This is a genomic window from Micromonospora sp. NPDC004704 (genome assembly GCF_053601675.1).
Genome location: NZ_JBSGCD010000002.1, coordinates 82,875 through 102,493, shown reverse-complemented (window position 1 = coordinate 102,493; position 19,619 = coordinate 82,875). Strand labels below are relative to the sequence as shown.

At 69.6% G+C, this 19,619-nt stretch carries 16 protein-coding genes and 2 pseudogenes; 6 read left to right on the top strand and 12 right to left on the bottom strand.

Annotated elements, in window-relative coordinates:
* The first annotated feature begins 155 nt into the window (after positions 1–155).
* Both ACWEFB_RS02690 and gabT read left to right on the top strand, forming a co-directional pair.
* A complete protein-coding gene (locus tag ACWEFB_RS02690) occupies positions 156–1,592 on the top strand; it encodes a gamma-aminobutyraldehyde dehydrogenase (RefSeq protein ID WP_452281556.1) in 1,437 nt (478 codons plus the stop codon).
* Positions 1,593–1,596: 4 nt separating this feature from the next.
* Positions 1,597–2,901, top strand: a complete 1,305-nt coding sequence (gene gabT / locus ACWEFB_RS02685; RefSeq protein WP_452281554.1) for a 4-aminobutyrate--2-oxoglutarate transaminase — start codon at positions 1,597–1,599, stop codon at positions 2,899–2,901.
* Positions 2,902–3,091: 190 nt separating this feature from the next.
* On the opposite strand, the gene ACWEFB_RS02680 is transcribed toward gabT, so the two are convergent.
* The 6 genes from ACWEFB_RS02680 to ACWEFB_RS02655 all read right to left on the bottom strand — a co-directional run bounded on the left by ACWEFB_RS02680 (position 3,092) and on the right by ACWEFB_RS02655 (position 9,646).
* Positions 3,092–3,946 (bottom strand): type IV toxin-antitoxin system AbiEi family antitoxin domain-containing protein, encoded by an 855-nt coding sequence (locus ACWEFB_RS02680; RefSeq protein WP_452281552.1) that lies wholly within the window; start codon positions 3,944–3,946, stop codon positions 3,092–3,094.
* Between the two features lie 267 nt (positions 3,947–4,213).
* Positions 4,214–5,413: a saccharopine dehydrogenase family protein gene (locus ACWEFB_RS02675; protein WP_452281550.1), complete on the bottom strand. Its 1,200-nt coding sequence runs from the start codon at positions 5,411–5,413 to the stop codon at positions 4,214–4,216.
* 25 nt (positions 5,414–5,438) lie between these two features.
* On the bottom strand, positions 5,439–6,239 hold the full coding sequence (locus ACWEFB_RS02670; protein ID WP_452281548.1) for an ABC transporter permease: 801 nt from the start codon (positions 6,237–6,239) through the stop codon (positions 5,439–5,441).
* A 120-nt stretch (positions 6,240–6,359) separates the two neighbouring features.
* Positions 6,360–7,205 (bottom strand): ABC transporter permease, encoded by an 846-nt coding sequence (locus ACWEFB_RS02665; protein ID WP_452281546.1) that lies wholly within the window; start codon positions 7,203–7,205, stop codon positions 6,360–6,362.
* Positions 7,202–8,362, bottom strand: coding sequence for an ABC transporter ATP-binding protein (locus tag ACWEFB_RS02660; protein ID WP_452281544.1), 1,161 nt, complete (start codon positions 8,360–8,362; stop codon positions 7,202–7,204). Before ACWEFB_RS02660 ends, ACWEFB_RS02665 begins: the two co-directional genes overlap by 4 nt.
* A 6-nt stretch (positions 8,363–8,368) precedes the next feature.
* Positions 8,369–9,646: an extracellular solute-binding protein gene (locus tag ACWEFB_RS02655; protein WP_452281542.1), complete on the bottom strand. Its 1,278-nt coding sequence runs from the start codon at positions 9,644–9,646 to the stop codon at positions 8,369–8,371.
* A 222-nt stretch (positions 9,647–9,868) separates the two neighbouring features.
* On the opposite strand from ACWEFB_RS02655, the gene ACWEFB_RS02650 reads away from it, so the two are divergent.
* Entirely contained in the window at positions 9,869–10,378 is a 510-nt protein-coding gene (locus ACWEFB_RS02650; RefSeq protein ID WP_326560876.1) for an Lrp/AsnC family transcriptional regulator, read from the top strand.
* A 365-nt stretch (positions 10,379–10,743) separates the two neighbouring features.
* Here the strand turns inward: ACWEFB_RS02650 and ACWEFB_RS02645 are convergent.
* Together ACWEFB_RS02645 and ACWEFB_RS02640 are read right to left on the bottom strand one after the other, a co-directional pair.
* Positions 10,744–10,901 (bottom strand): annotated as a pseudogene (locus ACWEFB_RS02645) (DUF397 domain-containing protein); the annotation flags it as partial.
* 147 nt (positions 10,902–11,048) lie between these two features.
* Positions 11,049–11,257: pseudogene (locus tag ACWEFB_RS02640) on the bottom strand (Scr1 family TA system antitoxin-like transcriptional regulator); the annotation flags it as partial.
* A 183-nt stretch (positions 11,258–11,440) separates the two neighbouring features.
* On the opposite strand from ACWEFB_RS02640, the gene ACWEFB_RS02635 reads away from it, so the two are divergent.
* Both ACWEFB_RS02635 and ACWEFB_RS02630 read left to right on the top strand, forming a co-directional pair.
* Positions 11,441–12,787, top strand: a complete 1,347-nt coding sequence (locus ACWEFB_RS02635) for an aspartate aminotransferase family protein (RefSeq protein ID WP_452281540.1) — start codon at positions 11,441–11,443, stop codon at positions 12,785–12,787.
* Positions 12,788–12,810: 23 nt separating this feature from the next.
* Positions 12,811–14,106: an NAD(P)/FAD-dependent oxidoreductase gene (locus tag ACWEFB_RS02630; protein WP_452281538.1), complete on the top strand. Its 1,296-nt coding sequence runs from the start codon at positions 12,811–12,813 to the stop codon at positions 14,104–14,106.
* Between the two features lie 75 nt (positions 14,107–14,181).
* On the opposite strand, the gene ACWEFB_RS02625 is transcribed toward ACWEFB_RS02630, so the two are convergent.
* A complete protein-coding gene (locus ACWEFB_RS02625) occupies positions 14,182–14,547 on the bottom strand; it encodes a DUF3499 domain-containing protein (RefSeq protein ID WP_326560881.1) in 366 nt (121 codons plus the stop codon).
* 167 nt (positions 14,548–14,714) lie between these two features.
* Here ACWEFB_RS02625 and ACWEFB_RS02620 point away from each other — a divergent pair, with 167 nt between their 5' ends.
* Positions 14,715–15,164, top strand: coding sequence for a metallopeptidase family protein (locus ACWEFB_RS02620; RefSeq protein ID WP_326560882.1), 450 nt, complete (start codon positions 14,715–14,717; stop codon positions 15,162–15,164).
* Between the two features lie 33 nt (positions 15,165–15,197).
* Here ACWEFB_RS02620 and ACWEFB_RS02615 read toward each other — a convergent pair whose 3' ends face one another.
* The 3 genes from ACWEFB_RS02615 to ACWEFB_RS02605 form a co-directional block, all read right to left on the bottom strand.
* Complete coding sequence (locus ACWEFB_RS02615; protein ID WP_091555113.1) at positions 15,198–15,455, bottom strand: WhiB family transcriptional regulator; 258 nt, start codon at positions 15,453–15,455, stop codon at positions 15,198–15,200.
* A 409-nt stretch (positions 15,456–15,864) separates the two neighbouring features.
* Complete coding sequence (locus ACWEFB_RS02610) at positions 15,865–18,414, bottom strand: bifunctional FO biosynthesis protein CofGH (protein WP_452281535.1); 2,550 nt, start codon at positions 18,412–18,414, stop codon at positions 15,865–15,867.
* A gap of 162 nt (positions 18,415–18,576) precedes the next feature.
* Positions 18,577–19,587: a hypothetical protein gene (locus tag ACWEFB_RS02605; protein ID WP_452281533.1), complete on the bottom strand. Its 1,011-nt coding sequence runs from the start codon at positions 19,585–19,587 to the stop codon at positions 18,577–18,579.
* Positions 19,588–19,619: the final 32 nt, after the last annotated feature.

The following is a 19,619-nucleotide window of genomic DNA, read 5'->3' as shown; positions in this document are numbered from 1 at the left end:
AGTGCAGCGTAAACGACCACACGCTTGCACTAAAACAGTCGCTCAAGCCCTTGTCTGCCGCGAATTCAGTAGCCAGGATGGCAGGCAGGTTGCGATTACCTCCGCGACACCGCCTCCTCCACGACAGCGCGCAGGCTACCCCCGGGAGACCCGACATGACCGACAAGCAAGTACTGCGCAACTTCGTCAACGGCGAGTACGTCGATCCGATCGACGGCCACGGCGTCGACCTGATCGACCCGTGCACGGGTGAGGTGTTCGCCCAGTCGCCGGTCTCCGGTGCGGCGGACGTCGACGCGGCGATGACCGCCGCCGCGACCGCCTTCGAGAGCTGGCGGGACGTCACCCCGGCCGACCGGCAGCGGGCCCTGCTGAAGCTGGCCGACGCGGTGGAGTCACGGGCAGCCGAGCTGGTCGACGCCGAGGTACGCAACACCGGCAAGCCCCGCCAGCTCACCGCCGACGAGGAGCTGCCGCCGTCGGTGGACGAGTTCCGGTTCTTCGCCGGGGCGGCGCGGATGCTGGAGGGACGCTCCGCCGGGGAGTACATGGCCGGGCACACGTCCTACGTACGGCGCGAGCCGATCGGCGTCTGCGCCCAGGTCACCCCCTGGAACTACCCGCTGATGATGGCGGTCTGGAAGATCGCCCCCGCGCTCGCCGCCGGTAACACGGTGGTGCTCAAACCGTCCGACACCACCCCGGTCTCCACCCTGCTGCTCGCCGAGATCGCCGCCGAGTTCTTCCCACCGGGGGTCTTCAACGTGGTCTGCGGTGACCGGGACACCGGCCGCAGCCTGGTCTCCCACCCCACCCCGAGAATGGTGTCGATCACCGGCTCCACCCGTGCCGGCATCGAGGTGGCGGCCTCCGCAGCGTCCGACCTGAAGCGGACCCACCTGGAGTTGGGCGGCAAGGCGCCGGTGGTGGTCTTCGACGACGCCGACATCGGTGCGGCGGCCGAGGCGATCGCGGTCGGCGGGTACTTCAACGCCGGCCAGGACTGCACCGCCGCGACCCGCGTACTCGCCGGTCCCGGCGTGTACGACGACTTCGTCGCCGCCCTGACCGAACAGGCGCGCAACACCAGGACCGGTGCACCGGACGACCCCGACGTGCTCTACGGCCCGCTCAACAACGCCAACCAGCTCGCCAGGGTCAGCGGCTTCCTGGACCGGCTGCCCGACCACGCGGAGCTGCGGTCCGGCGGCAACCGGGTCGGCGAACGCGGCTACTTCTACGCCCCCACCGTCGTCTCCGGCGTCCGGCAGTCCGACGAGATCATCCAGGACGAGGTGTTCGGACCGGTCATCACCGTGCAGCGGTTCACCGACGAGGACGAGGCGGTCCGGTGGGCCAACGGCGTCGAGTACGGCCTCTCCGCCTCGGTCTGGACGAAGGACCACGGCCGGGCGATGCGGATGACCCGCCGGCTCGACTTCGGCTGCGTCTGGGTGAACACCCACATCCCGTTCGTCTCCGAGATGCCACACGGCGGGTTCAAGCACTCCGGCCACGGCAAGGACCTCTCCATCTACGGCCTGGAGGACTACACCCGGATCAAGCACGTCATGCACAACATCGAGAGCTGAGCCGATGACCAGCGCCCCCCGGCCCGCGTCGCCGGCCAGCTCCGAGGACCTGCACAAGCGGCGGACCGGTGCGGTCGCCCGTGGCGTCGGCAGTGTCATCCCGTCCTACGTGGACCACGCCAGCGGCGGCACCATCGTCGACGTCGACGGCCGGGAGTGGATCGACTTCGCGGCCGGCATCGCGGTCACCAACGTCGGCAACTCCGCCCCCCGGGTCGTCGCCGCCATCCGGGAGCAGGCCGAACGGTTCACCCACACCTGCTTCATGGTCGCGCCGTACGAGTCGTACGTGGCCGTCTGCGAACAGCTCAACACCCTCACCCCCGGCACGTACGAGAAGCGTTCGGCGCTGTTCAACTCCGGTGCCGAGGCGGTGGAGAACGCCGTCAAGATCGCCCGCCACGTCACCGGCCGAGCGGCGGTGGTGGTCTTCGACCACGCGTACCACGGGCGGACCAACCTGACGATGGCGTTGACGGCGAAGAACATGCCGTACAAGCACCGCTTCGGGCCGTTCGCCGGGGAGATCTACCGGGTGCCGATGTCGTACCCGCTGCGCGACGGCGGGTTGACCGGTGCGGTTGCGGCGGCCAACGCGATCGAGCTGATCGAGAAGCAGGTCGGGACGGAGAACGTCGCCGCCCTGCTGATCGAACCGATCCAGGGCGAGGGCGGTTTTGTCGTACCGGCTCCGGGTTTCCTGCCCGCGTTGCGGGAGTGGGCGACGGCGGCCGGGGTCGTCTTCGTCGCCGACGAGATCCAGACCGGCTTCTGCCGTACCGGCGACTGGTTCGCCCTCGACCACGAGGGCGTCGAGCCGGACCTGATCACCCTCGCGAAGGGGATCGCCGGTGGACTCCCGCTCGCCGCCGTCACCGGCCGGGCCGAGCTGATGGACGCCGTACACGTCGGCGGACTCGGCGGCACCTACGGCGGCAACCCGATCGCCTGCGCCGCCGCACTGGCCGCCATCGAGACCATGCACGAACTGGACCTCCCCGCCGCCGCCCGCCACATCGAGGCGACCATGCTCCCCCGCCTACAGACCCTGGCCGCCCAGGACCCCAGGATCGCCGAGGTACGCGGCCGAGGCGCGATGCTCGCCGTGGAGCTGGTCCTGCCGGGCACCCTCACCCCCGACCCCACCACCACCGCCGCCATCTCCGCCGCCTGCCACCGCCTGGGCCTACTCACCCTCACCTGCGGCACCTACGGCAACGTCCTCCGCTTCCTCCCCCCGCTCGTCATCGACACCCCCACCCTCACCCACGCCCTGACCCTCCTAGAAACCGCCTTCACCACCACCTGAACCCCACCCCACCCCCCGCTCCCTCCCCGCCCCGCTCCCTCCCCGCCCCGCTCCCTCCCCGCCTCGCTCCTCGCGTCGATCTTGCAGTTGTGGTCGTAGACATAAGCCGCAAAGGAAATGGATCAGGCGCCACAACTGCAAGATCGACGGGGCCGGGCCGGGCGGGCCGGGCGGGGGCGGGCGGGCGGGTTTAGGGGAGGAGGATGGCGCGGACTGTGGCAGCTATGTGGGCGGGGCTGCTGTAGAGGTCGCGGGCGGTGAAGTAGCGCATTTTCCAACCGTTGGTGGCGAGCCAGTTCATCCGGGCGCGGTCGTAACGGAGCCGCTCGGGGTCGAGGTGGGATGCACCGTCGTACTCCAAGCCAATCCGACGCTCCCGGTATCCCAGGTCGAGCCGGTAGACCCGCGAGCCGTACCGGTCGCACGCCCAGATCTGCGGCTCCGGCACCGGCAGGCCCGCGTCGATCAGCACCAGACGGAGTTGGCTTTCCTGCCTGCATTCGGCACGAGGGTCAGCGATCGGCACCAGGTTCCGCACCTGACAGACTCCCCGCAGTCCGGCATGCCGACCGACCTCCGCCCACAAATCGTCGGTACGGCAGGCACCGGACCGGAGTACGGCATCGAGCAGCGGCAGGGCATCCATCCGGCGCAACTGCCGCGCCAGGTCGATCGCGCACCGGGCAGCCGGTACGCAGGGCACACCGGCAAGTTCAACCGGGCCGATCACCGGCAGCACCGCCTCGTGCGTGACAACGCCCCGAATCCTGGGCACCGCGACGCCCGTCGGCACTATCACGTGGATCATCTCCGGAGGCGACGTCCCGAATCCGTGTAACGCGGCAGCCGACTGGTAGCCGAGCACCGCCCCGGCCGGAAGCCGCCGGAACGTCGCCCGCAACAGGTCCAGCCGGCTCGGGTTCGGGACGTAGATACCCCGGGTCACCCGTCGCAGATCACCGCGCGCGACCCGATGACGGACCGCCGCCCGTGACATGCCAGCCGTACGCAACTCCGGATAGCGAAACGTCCCCTCGATCTCCACCCACCCAACACTGACCACCCACCCCCGCCCCCACCACCCCCACCCGCTCCCCTGTGGACAACCACCCCACCTGTGGAAAACCCCCTGATCAACCACCCACCCGCTACACCCCCCCGCCCCTCCCTCGCCTCCCTCCCTCTCGCCTGGCGATCTTGCAGTTGTGGCGCCCAGGATGCCGGATTCGGGGCCTTTGTCAGCCACCACAACTGCAAGATCGCCGAGGAAGGCTGGCACGGCGGGCCCGAACCCCACCCGGCCCGCGGTGGCTCACCGGTCCTCGATCCCCCACGGTGACCCGTACGCGGTGAGCAGATCCAGGAACGGCTTGGGTGGTAACGCCTCGGGGCCGAGTACGCCGACTCCGCCCCACACTCCGGTGGCGAGCAGTTCGAGGGCGATCACCGGGTTGATCGCGGTCTGCCAGACGACGGCCTGGTGGCCGTACTCGGCCATCGACCATTCGTTGTCGACCACGTGGTAGAGGTAGGTGCGGCGGGGTTTGCCGTCCTTACCGGTGCCGGTGACCCAGGTGCCGGCGCAGGTCTTGCCGCGCATCCGGTCACCGAGACTCGCCGGGTCTGGCAGGCAGGCGGCGACCACGTCCCTAGGCGAGACGGACACACCACCGACCCGGACCGGGCGGGTCGAGTCCAGCCCGAGTTTGTGCAGCGTACGCAGCACGTCGATGAACTCGGCGCCGAGCCCGTACTTGAAGGTGACCTTGCGGGCCGGCACCCAGCGCGGGACGAGCAGCACCTCCTCGTGCTCCACGTGCACACACTCGACCAGGCCGATCCCCTCGGGGAAGTCGAACATCTCCGGTTCGGCGAACGGTTCGGTCGTGTACCAGCCCCGGTCGGCCTCCCAGATCACCGGCGGGTTGAGGCACTCCTCGATGGTGGTCCAGATGGAGAACGACGGGGCGAAGTCGTAACCGTCGACGGTCAGGTTCGCGCCGTCGCGTACGCCGATCTCGTCGATGTCGGAGAAGAGTTCGTCGGCCGCGTAGCGGGCGAAGATGTCGGACAGACCCGGTTCGACGCCGATGCCGAGCAGGGCCAGCCGGCCCGCCTCCGACCATTTCTCCGCCATCGCGAACTGGTCGTCACCGAGTTTGACCCCGCACTGCTGGTAGGGACTGTCGGGGTGCGGGGTGGACAGCGACATCGCCATGTCGAGGTAGTCGGCACCGGCCGCGAGCGCCCCTTCGAAGATCGGCATGACGAAGCGCGGGTCGACCGCGTTGAGGACGTGGGTGATCCCGTGTTCGCGGCAGAGCGCGGCGACCGCGTCGGCCGAAGAGGCGTCGACGGTCGCGGCGACGAACCGGGGCCGCCCGGCGACCGCGCGCTCGGCCCTGGCCGGGTCGTAGTCGGCGACCACGCAGAGGTCGAAGAAGTCGCGGCGGTCGGCGATCGCGGCAGCGGCGGAGCCGACCCCGCCGGCGCCGAGGAGGAGGAAACGCATGGAAAACCCCTTCCGGGTACGGATATCAGCGCCGTACCCGTAGTCGCCGCCCGACCGAGCCACCGAGCACCAGCAGTACGGCGATCGCGAACATGGCCGTGCCGATCACGTTGACCTGCGGCGGGATACCACGCTGGGCGGCTCCCCAGACGTACATGGGGAAGGTGACGGTGGTGCCGGAGTTGAAGTTCGTAATGATGAAGTCGTCGAACGAGAGCGAGAACGCCAGCAGGGCGGCGGCGACGATGCCGGGCAACACCAGTGGCAGGGTGATCCGGCGGAACGTCTGCCACTCGTTGGCGTAGAGGTCCATCGCCGCCTCCTCCAGCCGGCTGTCCATCCCGGCGAGCCGGGCCTTGACCGTGACGACCACGAACGAGACGCAGAACATGACGTGTGCGATCAGTACGGTCCAGAAGCCGAGCGGCACCCCGCCGGCCACGAACAGGGCCAGGAGCGAGGTCCCCATGACCAGTTCGGGGCTGGCCATCGGCAGGAAGACCAGCAGGTTCACCACGCCCCGGCCCCGGAACCGGTGCCGGACCAGGGCGAACGCCATCAGCGTGCCGAGCACGGTGGCGACGACGGTGGCGAGGAACCCGATCTGGGCGCTCCGGGCGACCGCCGAGCAGAGGTCGGCCGGGCCGCACGGGTTGGTCCAGTTGTCGAGGGTGAACTCGTTGAAGTCGTACGACACCCGGCTCGACGGGCGGTTGAACGACAGCGCCCCGACGACAGCGATCGGCAGGAACAGGTAACCGAGGACGACCAGCGCCACCACCATCACCCAGTGGTCCGCGACCCAGCGCCCGATCCGATGACCCATGACCGACCGCCTTTCGTTCGCGACTGCGGGGCTCCGCTTCGCTGCACTCCTCGCGCTCACCTCAGATCGCCTTTCGTTCGCGACTGCGGGGCTCCGCTTCGCTGCACTCCTCGCGCTCACCTAAATGACCTCCTCGGTGCCGGAGCGGCGCAGGTAGAGGAAGACGATGGCCAGGATCGCCGCCATCAGCAGGAAGGAGAGCGCCGCGCCCTGGGGGTAGTCGAGCCGGACCAGGAACGCGGAGTCGATCACGTTGCCGATCATGTACTCGTTCGGCGTACCGAGGAGTTCGGCGTTGATGTAGTCGCCGCTGGCCGGGATGAAAAAGAGCAGGGTGCCGGCGACCAGTCCGGGCATGGACAGCGGCAGGACGACCGTACGGAAGGTGCGTACGGGACCGGCGTAAAGGTCCTTCGCCGCTTCCAGGAGCCGACCGTCGAGCCGTTCGAGGCTGGCGTAGAGCGGGAGGACCAGGAACGGCAGGAAGTTGTACGTCAGCCCGAGCACCACCGCGAACGGGGTGGCCAGCAGCCGACCGTCGGCGCCGAGCAGGTGCAGGTCCCGCAGCAGCCCGACCAGGACACCGTTGTCGGACAGGATCGTCTTCCAGGCCAGGGTGCGGACCAGGAAACTGGTGAACATCGGGGCGATGACGCAGACCAGCAGCAGGTTGCGCCACCGCCCGGCGCGCTGCGCGATCGCGTACGCCAGGGGGTAGCCGAGCAGAATGGCGAGCACGGTGGCGATGCCGGCGTACAGAAAGGAGCGGCCGAACTGCGGCCAGTATGCGGCCAGGACGTCACCGTAGTTGCCGAACGCCCAGGTCATCGCGTACCCGGTGGCGAGCGAGCCGCCCGGGTCGTAGAGGCTCGCGGCGGCGAGTTGCACCACGGGTACGACAAAGAAGAGCAGCAGCCACAGTCCGCCCGGCAACAACAGCAGGTACGGCAGCGCCTTCTTCCTCATGACGGAAGCTCGGCGGGGGTGTCGAGGATCGGTGCGGTCTGGTCGGCCGCGCCCGGCTCCCGGGGCAGCAAAAAGGCGTGTTCACCGCGCCAGTGCGCCACCACGTCCGAGCCGACCGGCAGCACGCTGGTGGCGCCGCTGTTCGCCACGAAGACCGACAGTTCGGTCCCCCACCCGGTCCGGACCTGATACTGGGTGCTCACCCCGAGGTAGGCGGCATCACTGACCACGCCGGTGATCTGCTGGTGTCCGGCGGGGACCGGATCCTCCGCACCGGCCAGGTGCAGCTTCTCCGGGCGTACGCCGAGGTAGACCGGTCCCCGGTCGACCCGGGACCGGGCGGCGGGCACCGAGAAACGCGAGCCGTACGCCTCGACCGGAACCTCGTCCCCGGCGCGCCCGGCGGCGTCCCCGGCCAGCAGATTGGACTGGCCGAGGAAGTTGGCGACGAACGCGGTGGCCGGGAACTCGTAGAGATCGGCCGGGGTACCCAGTTGTTCGATCTTCCCGGCGTTCATCACCGCGACCGTGTCGGCCATCGTCATGGCCTCCTCCTGGTCGTGGGTGACGTGTACGAAGGTGATGCCGACCTCGGTCTGGATCCGTTTGAGTTCGAGTTGCATCTGCCGGCGCAGCTTGAGGTCCAGGGCGCCGAGCGGTTCGTCGAGTAGCAGCACCTGCGGCCGGTTGATCAACGCCCGGGCCAGCGCGACCCGCTGCTGCTGGCCGCCGGAAAGCTGCGCCGGGTGCCGCTTGGCGTAACCGTCGAGCTGCACCAGCGCCAGCATCCGGTGCACCTGTTCGGTCACCTCGCGGACCTTACGGCGGCGCAGCCCGAACGCGACGTTTTCGAAGATGTCCAGGTGCGGGAAGAGGGCGTAGCTCTGGAAAACCGTGTTCACCGGCCGCCTGTACGGCCGCAGCCGGCTGATGTCCTGCTCACCGAGGAGCACCTGCCCGCTGGTCGGCTCGGTCAGCCCGGCGACCATGCGCAGGGTGGTGGTCTTGCCGCACCCGGAGGCCCCGAGCAGTGCGAAGAACGACCCCTGCGGGACGGTCAGGCTGAGGTCGTCGACCGCGGTGAAGATGCCGTACCGCTTGGTCACGTTGGCCAGCCGCAGGTCGCCCGCAACCTGCTCTTTGGTTTCTTTGGTCATCGCCGGCTACGCACCGATGACCTGCTGGAACTTGCCCTCGTACGCGCGTTCCTGGGCGTCGGTCAGGGCCATGAAGACCTTCGCCTTGGCCAGCAGCGCGGCATCCGGGAAGATCAGCGGGTTGGCGGCCAGCTCCGGGTCGATCTTCTCCATCTCCGCCTGCGCGCCCTCGACCGGGCAGATGTAGTTGACGTACGCGGCGACCTGGGCGGCCACGGCCGGGTCGTAGTAGTAGTCGATGAGTGCCTCGGCGTTGCCCTTGTGGGTCGCCTTGTTCGGCACCTCCATGTTGTCAGAGAAGAGCATCACCCCGGAGTCCGGCGCCACGAACTGGATCTTGTCGTTCTCGGCGGAAAGTTGGATGACGTCGCCGGACCAGCCGATACACGCCGCCACGTCGCCCTTGGCCAGGTCGGGCGCGTAGTCGTTGCCGGTGAACCGGCGGATCTGCCCGCTGTCCACGGCCTTCTGCAACTTTGCCAGCGCGTCGTCGAACTGGGCGTCGGTGAACTTCGCCGGGTCGTGCCCGTTGGACTGCAACAGCAGACCCATGGTGTCGCGCATCTCGCTCAACGCGGTCACCTTGCCCTTGAGGTCGGGGCGGGTCAGCAGTTCGTCGACTGTACGGATCTCCTTGGTGACACTGCCGTTGTAGGCGAGCCCGGACAGGCCGGACTGCCACGGCAGGGCGTACTCGTTGTTCGGGTCGAAGGAGCGACCGCGCAGCGAGGCGAGCAGGTTCTTCTCCACGTTGGGGAGTTTCGCCTTGTCGAGCTTCTGCACCCAGCCGAGCCGGATCACCCGGGCGGCCATCCAGTCGGTGAGCACGATGATGTCGCGTCCGGTCGACTGACAGGCGGCAAGCTGGTTCTGCACCTTGCCGAAGAACTCGTTGTTGTCGTTGATGTCCTCGGTGTACGTAACCTGGATGCCGGACTTTGTCTGGAAGGCGTCGAGGGTGGGCCGCTTCGACTCGTCGGCCTCGTCAACGTCGAGATACTGCGGCCAGTTGGAGAAGGCGAGCGTCTTCTCGGTGCCGGAGAGGTCCTCGCTGACACAGCCGGCCTCGGTCTGCTGCGCACCCTTGGTGCCGCAGGCGCTGAGCGCCCCGCCGGCGGCGAGCAGTGCCGCCGAACCGGCGGCGCCGTGCAGCAGAGTGCGGCGGGATACACCGGGCAGCAGGGTCGAACGGAAGGCACCGGGCGGCGGGGTCTGACGGGAGGCACCGGGCGGCGGGGTCTGACGGGAGGCACCGGGCGGCGGGGGGCGGAAACGGTTACGCATATGACGGCTCCTCGGGGGTCGAGCCAGCGGTGCGGAACATGGGGGGTGGCGCCCGCCGGCCGGATGTCATCGCGACTGATTCAATGTGACGACGATCCTGGCATGCAGCACCGCTTGTTACAAGGGATTCCGTCGCGGAAGTAGCTGTTCGCAACGAAATGCGCCAGACTCACCGCGGTAACACAACAGGCATCCAATGCCTGGTCAGCGACTGGGGGAAAGATGGCCAACGGGCCCACCGACGATCGCCGCGCACGACGAGTCACCGTACGCGAGGGCGCGAATCACGCCCTGCTCGACGATGTCGCGAAACAGATCATCGAACAGTTGCAGGAGGACGGGCGCCGGGCGTACGCGACCATCGGTCGGGCGGTCGGCCTCTCCGAGGCGGCCGTACGCCAGCGGGTGCAGCGGCTGCTCGACGCCGGGGTGATGCAGATCGTCGCGGTGACCGATCCGCTCCAGCTCGGCTTCCCCCGCCAGGCGATGATCGGCCTGAAGACCGACGGCGACCTGGAACAGGTGGCGGACCGCCTCGCCGAACTGGACGAGGTCGACTACGTCGTGATCACCGCCGGCTCGTTCGACCTGCTCACCGAGGTCGTCTGCCGCAACGACGACCACCTCCTGGAGATCCTGCAACGCCTACGCGCCGTCCCCGGCGTCGTCTCCACAGAGGCTTTTGTCTACCTAAAACTCCGCAAACAAACCTACTCCTGGGGCACCCCCTAACCACCACCCCCGCCCCACCCCGCCCCGGGTCACCCCGTTGATCATGAAGTTAGTGACCGGATGAGGCTGATTTCAGGTCGCTAACTTCATGGTCAACTTCGCGGGGCGGGGCGGGGTGGGGCGGCGGAGGCTGGGTGGGGCGGTGGGGTGCAGGCTGGCAGTGGTAGCGCGTTCAGTTCGTACATCAGAGATGGTGTACGTACATCGTTTTTGATGTAAGAAGTTTCCGCGTTATGTGGTCCGGCGAGGAGGTCGTCCCCGCATCGTGACGGGTCGTCACGGCAGTACCCCGCAGGGCGACGCCCCCGGTACGGCAACGCCACGGCGCGGCACGGCACGCGCGGCAACGCCCCGCGCGAGGTGTCGGCGGCGGGGGCGAAACTGAGGGTGCCGCCGTCGCGGTTCTTGGTGTCCGGACCAGGACCCGTCCGGGCAGGTTGTCCGCCACTTCGACGCAGTCCCCGCCGTTGTTGGTGCTGCGGGTGGAGGTGCGCCAGCGCACGTCGGTCCATGTCTGCGCCACATCCCTGATCAGCTCGATCGTCTGGCGGCGGGACAGCGCCTCACCGGTCAGGCTGTCCCAACGCTTTGCCGTCCCTGAGTTGGGCGAGACGAACGGACCGGCCAGGTCGGTGTGCCACGGCGCATCGGCGGGGATGACCCGGAACTGGACAGACGGAAGCTCGGCGACCTTCACCAGGTGTTCGAGCTGCCCCGCATAACGTCGCGGTCCCGGAGCAGGCGGCGGAGCACCACCTCGTCGATCACCGCATGGAACTGCGGGGGCTGGTCGCGCGAGAGGATCCACTGCCGTTTGAGGCCGCTCGCCACGATCTGCTCCACCGTCTCCGGCGGCAGCACCCGGCCGACGTTGAGCATCGCGCGGGCACCCACCCCCCAGCACCTACGGATTTCGTTGCAGACATCAGCACAACACACAGAAACCGTCGCCGTGAGCGCGAATGAGTGGCGTTAACCCTTGCGTCACGGCGGCAGCCTGTGCGATAACCGTGGTCACAGCGGCCGGGATCCGGCCCGATCACGGAACAGGGGCAGGCAGCCATGGCCAACGCCACCGACCACCTCTGGATGCACTTCACCCGGATGTCCGGGTACCGCGACGCGGAGGTGCCGACCATCGTCCGGGGCGAGGGTGCGTACGTCTGGGACAGCCAGGGGCGCCGCTACCTCGACGGGTTGGCCGGGCTCTTCGTGGTCAACGCCGGCCATGGGCGTACCGAGTTGGCCGAAGCCGCAGCCAAGCAGGCCGCCGAGTTGGCGTACTTCCCGCTCTGGTCGTACGCGCATCCGACCGCGATCGAGTTGGCGGAGCGGATCGCCTCGCTGACTCCGGGCGATCTGAACCGGGTTTTCTTCACCACCGGTGGCTCGGAGGCCGTGGAGTCGGCGTGGAAGCTGGCCCGCGCGTACTTCAAGCGGACCGGCAAGCCGACCAAGTACAAGGTGATCAGCCGGTACATCGCGTACCACGGGACCTCGATGGGTGCGCTGTCGATCACCGGGCTGCCGGGCATCAAGACCGACTTCGAGCCGCTGGTGCCGGGTGCGATCAAAGTGCCGAACACGAACTTCTACCGGGCGCCGGAGCACGGCGACGACCCGGAGGCGTTCGGCCGGTGGGCCGCCGACGAGATCGGGCGGGCAATCGAACGGGAGGGGCCCGACACCGTCGCCGCCGTGTTCCTGGAACCGGTACAGAACTCCGGCGGCTGCTTTCCGCCGCCGCCGGGTTACTTCGATCGGGTACGCGAAATCTGCGACCAGTACGACGTACTGCTCGTCTCCGACGAGGTGATCTGCTCCTGGGGCCGGCTCGGTGAGTACTTCGGCGCCCAGCGGTACGGCTACCAGCCCGACATCATCACCACCGCGAAGGGCATCACCTCCGGGTACGCCCCGCTCGGCGCGATGATCGCCAGCGATCGGCTGATCGAGCCGTTCCTCGCCAACACCGAGATGTTCGCCCACGGCATCACCTTCGGCGGGCACCCGGTCTCCTGTGCGGTCGCCCTGGCCAACCTCGACGTGTTCGCCCGCGAGGACCTGATCGGCCACGTACGGGCCAACGAGAACAGCTTCCGGTCCACTCTGGAACGTCTGCACGACCTGCCGATCGTCGGCGACATCCGGGGCGACGGCTACTTCTACGGCATCGAGCTGGTCAAGGACAAGACGACCAGGGAAACCTTCGACGAGGCGGAGTCCGAGCGGCTGCTGCGCGGTTTCCTGTCCACCGCCCTGTTCGAGGCGGGGCTCTACTGCCGGGCCGACGACCGGGGCGACCCGGTGGTGCAGCTCGCCCCGCCGCTCATCGCCGACCAGCGACAGTTCGACGAGATCGAGCAGATCCTGCGCACCGTGCTGACCGAGGCGTGGCGGTTGGTGTGAGCTACCGGGACATCTCCTACTGGATGTCCACAGTAGAAGACGACCTGGCGCCGCAGGATCCGCTGCCCGGTGACCGGGACGTCGACGTCGCCATCGTCGGTGCCGGTTACACCGGGCTCTGGACGGCGTACTACCTCGCGATCGCCGACCCGTCGCTGCGGATCGCCGTACTGGAAAAGGAGATTGCCGGCTACGGCGCCTCCGGGCGAAACGGCGGCTGGTGCTCGGCGCTGTTCGCCACCACCATGCCCAAGCTCGCCCGGCGGCACGGGCGGGACGCGGCGATCGCCATGCAGCGGGCGATGCAGACGACGGTGGACGAGGTCGGCCGGGTGACCGCCGCGGAGGACATCGACTGCGACTGGCACCGGGGCGGGACGGTCACCCTGGCCCGGAGCGCGGCCCAACTCGCCCGCGCCCGCGCCGAGGTCGACGAGGCCCGTGAGTACGGCTTCGACGAGTCCCACCTCGCCCTGCTCGGACCGGCCGAGGCGGCCCGCCGGTGCAACGCCGAGGGCGTGCTCGGTGGCACCTTCACCCCGCACTGCGCCGCGATCCACCCGGCCAAGCTGGCCCGTGGCCTGGTCCGGGTGGTCCGGCGACACGGCGTACGGGTCCACGAGCGGACCCCGGTCACCGCGCTCGGGCCGGGCAGGGTGCGAACCCCCGCCGGAACGGTCCGGGCCCCGATCGTGATCCGAGCCACCGAGGGATACACCGCCGGCCTGCCCGGTCATCGGCGCACACTGGCCCCGCTCTACTCGCTGATGGTGGCCACCGAGCCGCTGCCGGCGCCGGTGTGGGAGCGGATCGGGCTGGCCGAGCGGGAGACGTTCTCCGACTTCCGCCGCATGATCATCTATGGGCAGCGGACCGCCGACGATCGGCTCGCCTTCGGCGGTCGGGGGGCGCCGTACCACTTCCGCTCCCGGATCCGCCCCGAGTACGACCACGAGCCGAGGATCTTCGACGCCCTCCGTGAGTGCCTGTCGACCCTCTTCCCCGTACTCGGGGCGGAGGTGGCGATCAGTCACCGCTGGGGTGGCCCGCTCGGGGTTCCCCGGGACTGGTCCACCTCCGTCGGGCTGGACCGCTCGACCGGGCTCGGCTGGGCGGGCGGCTACGTCGGCGACGGGGTGGCGACCACCAACCTCGCCGGGCGTACGCTCGCCGACCTGATCCTCGGGGTGAGCAGCGACCTGACCGCGCTGCCGTGGGTGGGACACCGCTCCCGCCGCTGGGAACCCGAGCCGCTGCGCTGGCTCGGCGTCAACGCAGGCCTTCGACTCACCACCGTCGCCGACGCGGTCGACAGGTAGGCGCGGGCCAGGAACGGGGCAGGTGCAGGAAACGGCGCAGGCCGGGAACGCGGCAGGCGCGGGGAACGGGGCGGGTCAGTGGGTGGGCGGGATGACCCGGAGGTGACCGCGCCGGCCGGTCTGCTGACCCGGCGGCAGGTCGATGTCGATGTCGTCCTGGCGCTGCACCGGGCGGGCCGCCTCGCGTACCGCCTCGGCGAGCGCGACCAGGTCGTCGGTGGTCGGGGGCGGGGGCTCGAACTCGCCCTCGTGCCGGACCACCTCCCAGCCGCGCGGGGCGGTCAGGCTGCGGGCGTGCTGCTCACAGAGGTCGTACGTGTGCGGCTCGGCAAAGGCGGCCAGCGGACCCACCACGGCGGTCGACTCGTTGTAGACATAGGTCAGCGTGGCGACGGCCTGTCGGGGGCAGCCGTTGCGCGAACAACGCCGTGGTGACCTCACGGCGGCACGGTATCTCTCTTACCGCCTCCAACACACCGCTTGCCGGTACGACACGCCGACCGTCCTGGCCACAATTCGGGCAACGGCCGGACGCGCCGAAGATCCCGGTCCCGACACGGGGTGGTCCGCGATCCGGGATCTGCCCAACCTGGGTCTACCCTGTGCACATGACCAGTCCGGACCACCGCCGGCCGGGGCCCGGGCGGCGTACCCGCCGGGACCGCCACGGCCGAGGCCTGCGCGGTCGGCTGGTGCCGGCGACGGTGCCGCTGGCGCGTACCAAGGCCGAAATCTTCGATGATCTTGTGTTGGACACCGTGGAAACCCTGGAACGGCGGTTCGCCAAGGAACTGGCGGGTGTCGAGTTCGCCGTCGAGGACGTACCCCCGGATCTGAACGTCTACGACTCCGACGTCCTGGAGGACGGCGAGGTGCCGCTGGCCCGGCTGCTGCCGGGCCGACCGGGTCGGCAGGAGGTGCCGCCCCGGATCGTGCTGTACCGCCGACCGCTGGAGTTCCGGGCCATGGACCGGGAAGACCTGGCCGACCTCGTCCATGACGTGATCATCGAACAGGTCGCGAACCTGCTCGGCGTCGATCCGGACGAACTCGCCTGAGCCGGGCGGCCCCCACCGCCCGGCCGGCGTACGTCAGGCCACCCGACGCTTGAGCTTGCGGCGCTCCCGCTCGGAGAGCCCACCCCAGATACCGAACCGTTCGTCGTGCCCGAGCGCGTATTCCAGGCATTCGGCCTTCACGTCGCAGCGCGAGCAGATCCGCTTTGCCTCACGGGTCGAGCCGCCCTTCTCGGGAAAGAACGCCTCCGGGTCAGTCTGCGAGCAGAGCGCCCGCTCCTGCCACTCCGGCGCATTCCCGAGCAGGTCGGCCACCTCGAGTCGGCCGTCCATCAGATGCCTCCTTATCGCGCGCCGGCAACGTGGCCGGCGCAACCCCCCACGCGGAAGGCGTGTTTTTGTCCGTACGGTGGCAGTTTGATGCGCTCCGTTCGAACGACCCCACTGAAATTACACGGGTGTAATGCGTGCGTCGTCAAGCCGAACCTGATAAATGGGGTCACCCTTCCGGTACGCCTCGAACGACCTGCTGACCCATCCGGTGTCGCCGCCTGCCCTACCGATTGAGACCCGGCAGGAGTAACGCCTCATCGGCGAGTTGCCGCCGAAATCCGGCGTGGCGCGACGGGACACGCCAAGCAATCGATCGGCGTGTCGCCCGTGAACTGTCGGATATCCAACCCTGGATCCGGTCGACTCCGCCCGGTGGTCGGGACGGGACGACGGGTCACCCGGTCGGGAGTCAGCCGGTGTGCCCGTAGGCCGTGGTGCGCCGCCGCGCGGGCCGTCCGGCCGCCGCCGCGATGGCCTCCAACTGCGCCACCGTACGGGCCGAGCCGTTGTCGGAGCCGGCCATCCGGGAGATGGTCTCCTCCATCAGGGTGCCGCCGAGGTCGTTGCACCCACCCCGGAGCATCTCCACCGTGCCCTCGTCGCCGAGCTTCACCCAGGAGCACTGGATGTTGTCGATCCGCCCGTGCAGCAGCAGCCGGGCCATGGCGTGGACGACCCGGTTCTCCCGCCAGGTGGGTCCGGGGCGGGCGATGCCGGCCAGGTAGATCGGGGCGTTGGTGTGCACGAACGGGAGCGCCACGAATTCGGTGAAGCCACCGGTACGGTCCTGCACCCCGGCCAGCACCCGGAAGTGCCCGAGCCACTGCCCGGGGTGGTCGACGTGGCCGTACATCATCGTTGAGCTGGAGCGGATGCCCAGCTCGTGCGCGGTGCTGACCACCTCGACCCAGGTCGCGGCGGGCAGTTTGCCCTTGGTCAGGACCCAGCGCACGTCGTCGTCGAGGATCTCGGCGGCGGTCCCCGGAATGGTGTCGAGCCCGGCGTCGCGCAACTGGGTCAGCCAGTCCCGTACGGAGACGCCCGCCTTGGCCGCCGCGGTGACGATCTCCATCGGCGAGTACGCGTGCACGTGCATCCCCGGCACCCGCGCCTTCACCGCCCGGACGATGTCGGCGTACACGGTCACCGGGAGCTTCGGGTCGATCCCGCCCTGCATGCAGACCTCGGTGGCACCGGCCTGCCAGGCTTCCTCGGCCCGGTCGGCGACCTGCTCGACGGAGAGCCGGAACGCGTCGGCGTCCCGTTCCCGCTGGGCGAAGGCGCAGAACCGGCACCCGACATAACAGACGTTGCTGAAGTTGATGTTGCGGTTGACCACGTACGTGATGTCGTCACCGACAGCCGAACGCCGTACGTCGTCGGCCACCCGGCACAGCTCGTCCAAGGCGGTGCCGTCGGCGGCGAAGAGCGCCATCGTGGCCGCCTCGTGCCGTGGCTCCAGCAGGGCAGCCGGATTCTCCGATGCCAGCCGCAGCCCGGCCAGCAGGTCGGCGGGGAGCCGCTCGGCCGCACCGCCACCGGCCCGCAACGCCGCCGCGCCCTCGTCGACGTGGGCCGCGAGCTGCGCCCAGTCGCCGTAGACGCTGTCGAAGTCGCCGCGCCGGTCGTCGGTTCGCCCGGTGGTGTCGATGGTGGTGTGCAGGTCGGTCCGCCCGCCGGGCACGTACGCGTCCTCCGGCTCCTGCCACGGCCGACCGACCGGCAGCGCCGACTCGACCGCGAGCCCGGTCGCCGGGTCGGAGAGCGCACCGACGTGCGGCCCGATCCTCGGGTCGAGCCACGGGTCGCCGCGACGGACGTACTCCGGGTAGATGGTGAGCCGTTCCCGCAGGGTGAACCCGGCGGCGGCGGTACGGCTGGCCAGCTCCTCGATCTGCGGCCAGGGGCGCTCCGGGTTGACGTGGTCCGGGGTCACCGGTGACACGCCGCCCCAGTCGTCGATCCCGGCCCGCAGCAGCAGGTCGAACTCACCGGCGATCAGGTTCGGCGGCGCCTGGATCCGGGCGCCGGGGCCGAGCAGGACCCGGGCCACCGCCACCGTCGCGGCCAGGTCGTGCAGCTCGGCGTCGGGCATGCCGCGCATCGCCGTGTCCGGCTTGGCGCGGAAGTTCTGCACGATGACTTCCTGGATGTGGCCGTACTCCCGGTGGGTGCGGCGGATCGCGAACAGCGCGTCCACCCGCTCGGCCAGGGTCTCCCCGATGCCGATCAGCAGCCCGGTGGTGAACGGGACCCCGACCCGGCCGGCGTCGTCGAGCACGCGCAGCCGTACGGCGGGTTCCTTGTCCGGGGAGCCGTAGTGCGGACCGCCGGGCTCGGACCAGAGCCGGGTAGCGGTCGTCTCCAGCATCATGCCCATGCTCGGGGCCACCGGCTTGAGCCGCTGCAACTCGGCCCAGGAGAGCACACCGGGGTTGAGGTGCGGCAGCAGTCCGGTTTCCTCCAGCACCGCCACCGCGCAGGCGCGTACGTAGTCCAGTGTGGAGTCGTAACCGCGCTCGTCGAGCCACTGCCGGGCCGCCGGCCAGCGTTCCTCCGGGCGGTCACCGAGGGTGAACAGCGCTTCCTTGCAGCCCTGCGCGGCGCCCTCGCGGGCGATCGCCAGCACCTCGTCGCGGTCCAGGTAGGCGGCGGGCAGCCGGTGCGGCACCGTGGCGAAGGTGCAGTAGTGGCACCGGTCCCGGCAGAGCCGGGTCAGCGGGATGAAAACCTTTTTGGAGTACGTGACCACGCCGGGACGGCCGGCGTCGCGCAGGCCCGCGTCCCGGATCGCACCGGCGATCGCGAGCAGGCCGTCCAGCGGTTCACCGCGTGCGCTCAGCAGCGCGACGGCCTCGTCGGTGTCCACCGCCCGGCCGTCGGCGGCGCGCTTCAACGCCCGACGCAGGCTCGCCTCGGTCGGAGCCACGGTCGGACCGGAGTCGATGCGATCAGCCACCAGTGCAGCCTAGGCGCTACCTCCGACGTGATCGCATGGTGCCGGTCACATCAGCGTCCCGGTCACATCGCGTGCCGTTCGCATCGTGTGCCGTTCACATCGTGCGTCGGGCGCATCGGCCGGAGCGGACGCCCACCGTCGGGCGCCCGCTCCGGTCGACCGTCAGCGCTGGTACGGCTCGGTCGGCTCGTCGCCGTCGATCCGGGAGGCCGGCGGCTGGCCGCCCGCGCTCGGTTGCTGGCTCGCCGGGTTGATCAACTGGGTCCGCTCGCTGTTCTCGTCGCCCTCCGGAGACCGCTGGATCACCTGGGTGGGCTCACCCGAGGCCGGCGGCGTGGAGGTCGGGGCGGCGAACGGCGACGCGACCGGACCCGGCGCCTGGGCCGGTACGACCGGTGCCTGGGCACCGGAGGTCGGAGCCGCCGGCGGTGCCGAGACCGGCGGCGCGGAAGCCGGCGCGGGTACGCCGAAGCCCCCGGTCGGCTGGCCGTAACCCGGCTGCGGATACGCCTGCTGCGGATAGCCCTGCGGGTAACCCGGCTGCGGCTGCTGGGGGTAACCCTGCGGGTAGCCCGGCTGCCCCGGCTGTCCCGGCTGCTGCGGGTAGCCCTGCTGGGGGTAACCCTGCGGGTAGCCCTGCTGGGGGTAACCCGGCTGGCCGTAGTAGCCCGGCTGGGGCTTCGGCTTGGGGACGTAGTAGAAGGTCCGCCAGACCTTGAAGACCAGGAACGCCGCGACCGCGAAGATGGCCAGGTAGGCGATCTGGGTCAGCAGCCCGGTGAACGCCTGCCGGAACTCCCCGTCGGCCAGCACACCGACCAGCCAGGCGAGTACGGCGAGGGCGCCGAAGAGCGCGGAGACGGCGTACTCGACCAGGGCGACCTGCGTGATCAGCTTGGCCTGGGCGACGACCGGCTGGAGGTGCGTGGCGAGCAGGACGGCGAGCAGCGGCAGCAGGATCGTGGTGACCCCGATGAAGTTGCCGAAGCTGTCGCCTGCCCGGTTGGTGAACTCGTCACCCTCCCCGCGCGGGATCAGCATGTTGATCACGGCGACGAAGAGCAGCAGTGCGTTGGCACCCACCAGCACCAGCGCCGCCGGCTCCCGCAGTGGTTGTGTTATCTGTCGGACCTGCGCCGAGTCGGTCGGCGCGGGTCCAGGCTGACTGGTCAAAGCTCCCCCTGGGGCGGTTTGCGGACGGGTGC

Bases quoted from the DNA above. Each gene is read 5' to 3' on its own strand.
- ACWEFB_RS02690 (WP_452281556.1), top strand. From the start codon at position 156: ATGACCGACAAGCAAGTACTGCGCAACTTCGTCAACGGCGAGTACGTC.
- ACWEFB_RS02665 (WP_452281546.1), bottom strand. From the start codon at position 7,205: ATGAGGAAGAAGGCGCTGCCGTACCTGCTGTTGTTGCCGGGCGGACTG.
- ACWEFB_RS02660 (WP_452281544.1), bottom strand. From the start codon at position 8,362: ATGACCAAAGAAACCAAAGAGCAGGTTGCGGGCGACCTGCGGCTGGCC.
- ACWEFB_RS02630 (WP_452281538.1), top strand. From the start codon at position 12,811: ATGTCCACAGTAGAAGACGACCTGGCGCCGCAGGATCCGCTGCCCGGT.
- ACWEFB_RS02675 (WP_452281550.1), bottom strand. From the start codon at position 5,413: ATGCGTTTCCTCCTCCTCGGCGCCGGCGGGGTCGGCTCCGCCGCTGCC.
- ACWEFB_RS02615 (WP_091555113.1), bottom strand. From the start codon at position 15,455: ATGGACGGCCGACTCGAGGTGGCCGACCTGCTCGGGAATGCGCCGGAG.
- ACWEFB_RS02670 (WP_452281548.1), bottom strand. From the start codon at position 6,239: ATGGGTCATCGGATCGGGCGCTGGGTCGCGGACCACTGGGTGATGGTG.
- ACWEFB_RS02650 (WP_326560876.1), top strand. From the start codon at position 9,869: ATGGCCAACGGGCCCACCGACGATCGCCGCGCACGACGAGTCACCGTA.
- ACWEFB_RS02620 (WP_326560882.1), top strand. From the start codon at position 14,715: ATGACCAGTCCGGACCACCGCCGGCCGGGGCCCGGGCGGCGTACCCGC.
- gabT (WP_452281554.1), top strand. From the start codon at position 1,597: ATGACCAGCGCCCCCCGGCCCGCGTCGCCGGCCAGCTCCGAGGACCTG.
- ACWEFB_RS02635 (WP_452281540.1), top strand. From the start codon at position 11,441: ATGGCCAACGCCACCGACCACCTCTGGATGCACTTCACCCGGATGTCC.
- ACWEFB_RS02655 (WP_452281542.1), bottom strand. From the start codon at position 9,646: ATGCGTAACCGTTTCCGCCCCCCGCCGCCCGGTGCCTCCCGTCAGACC.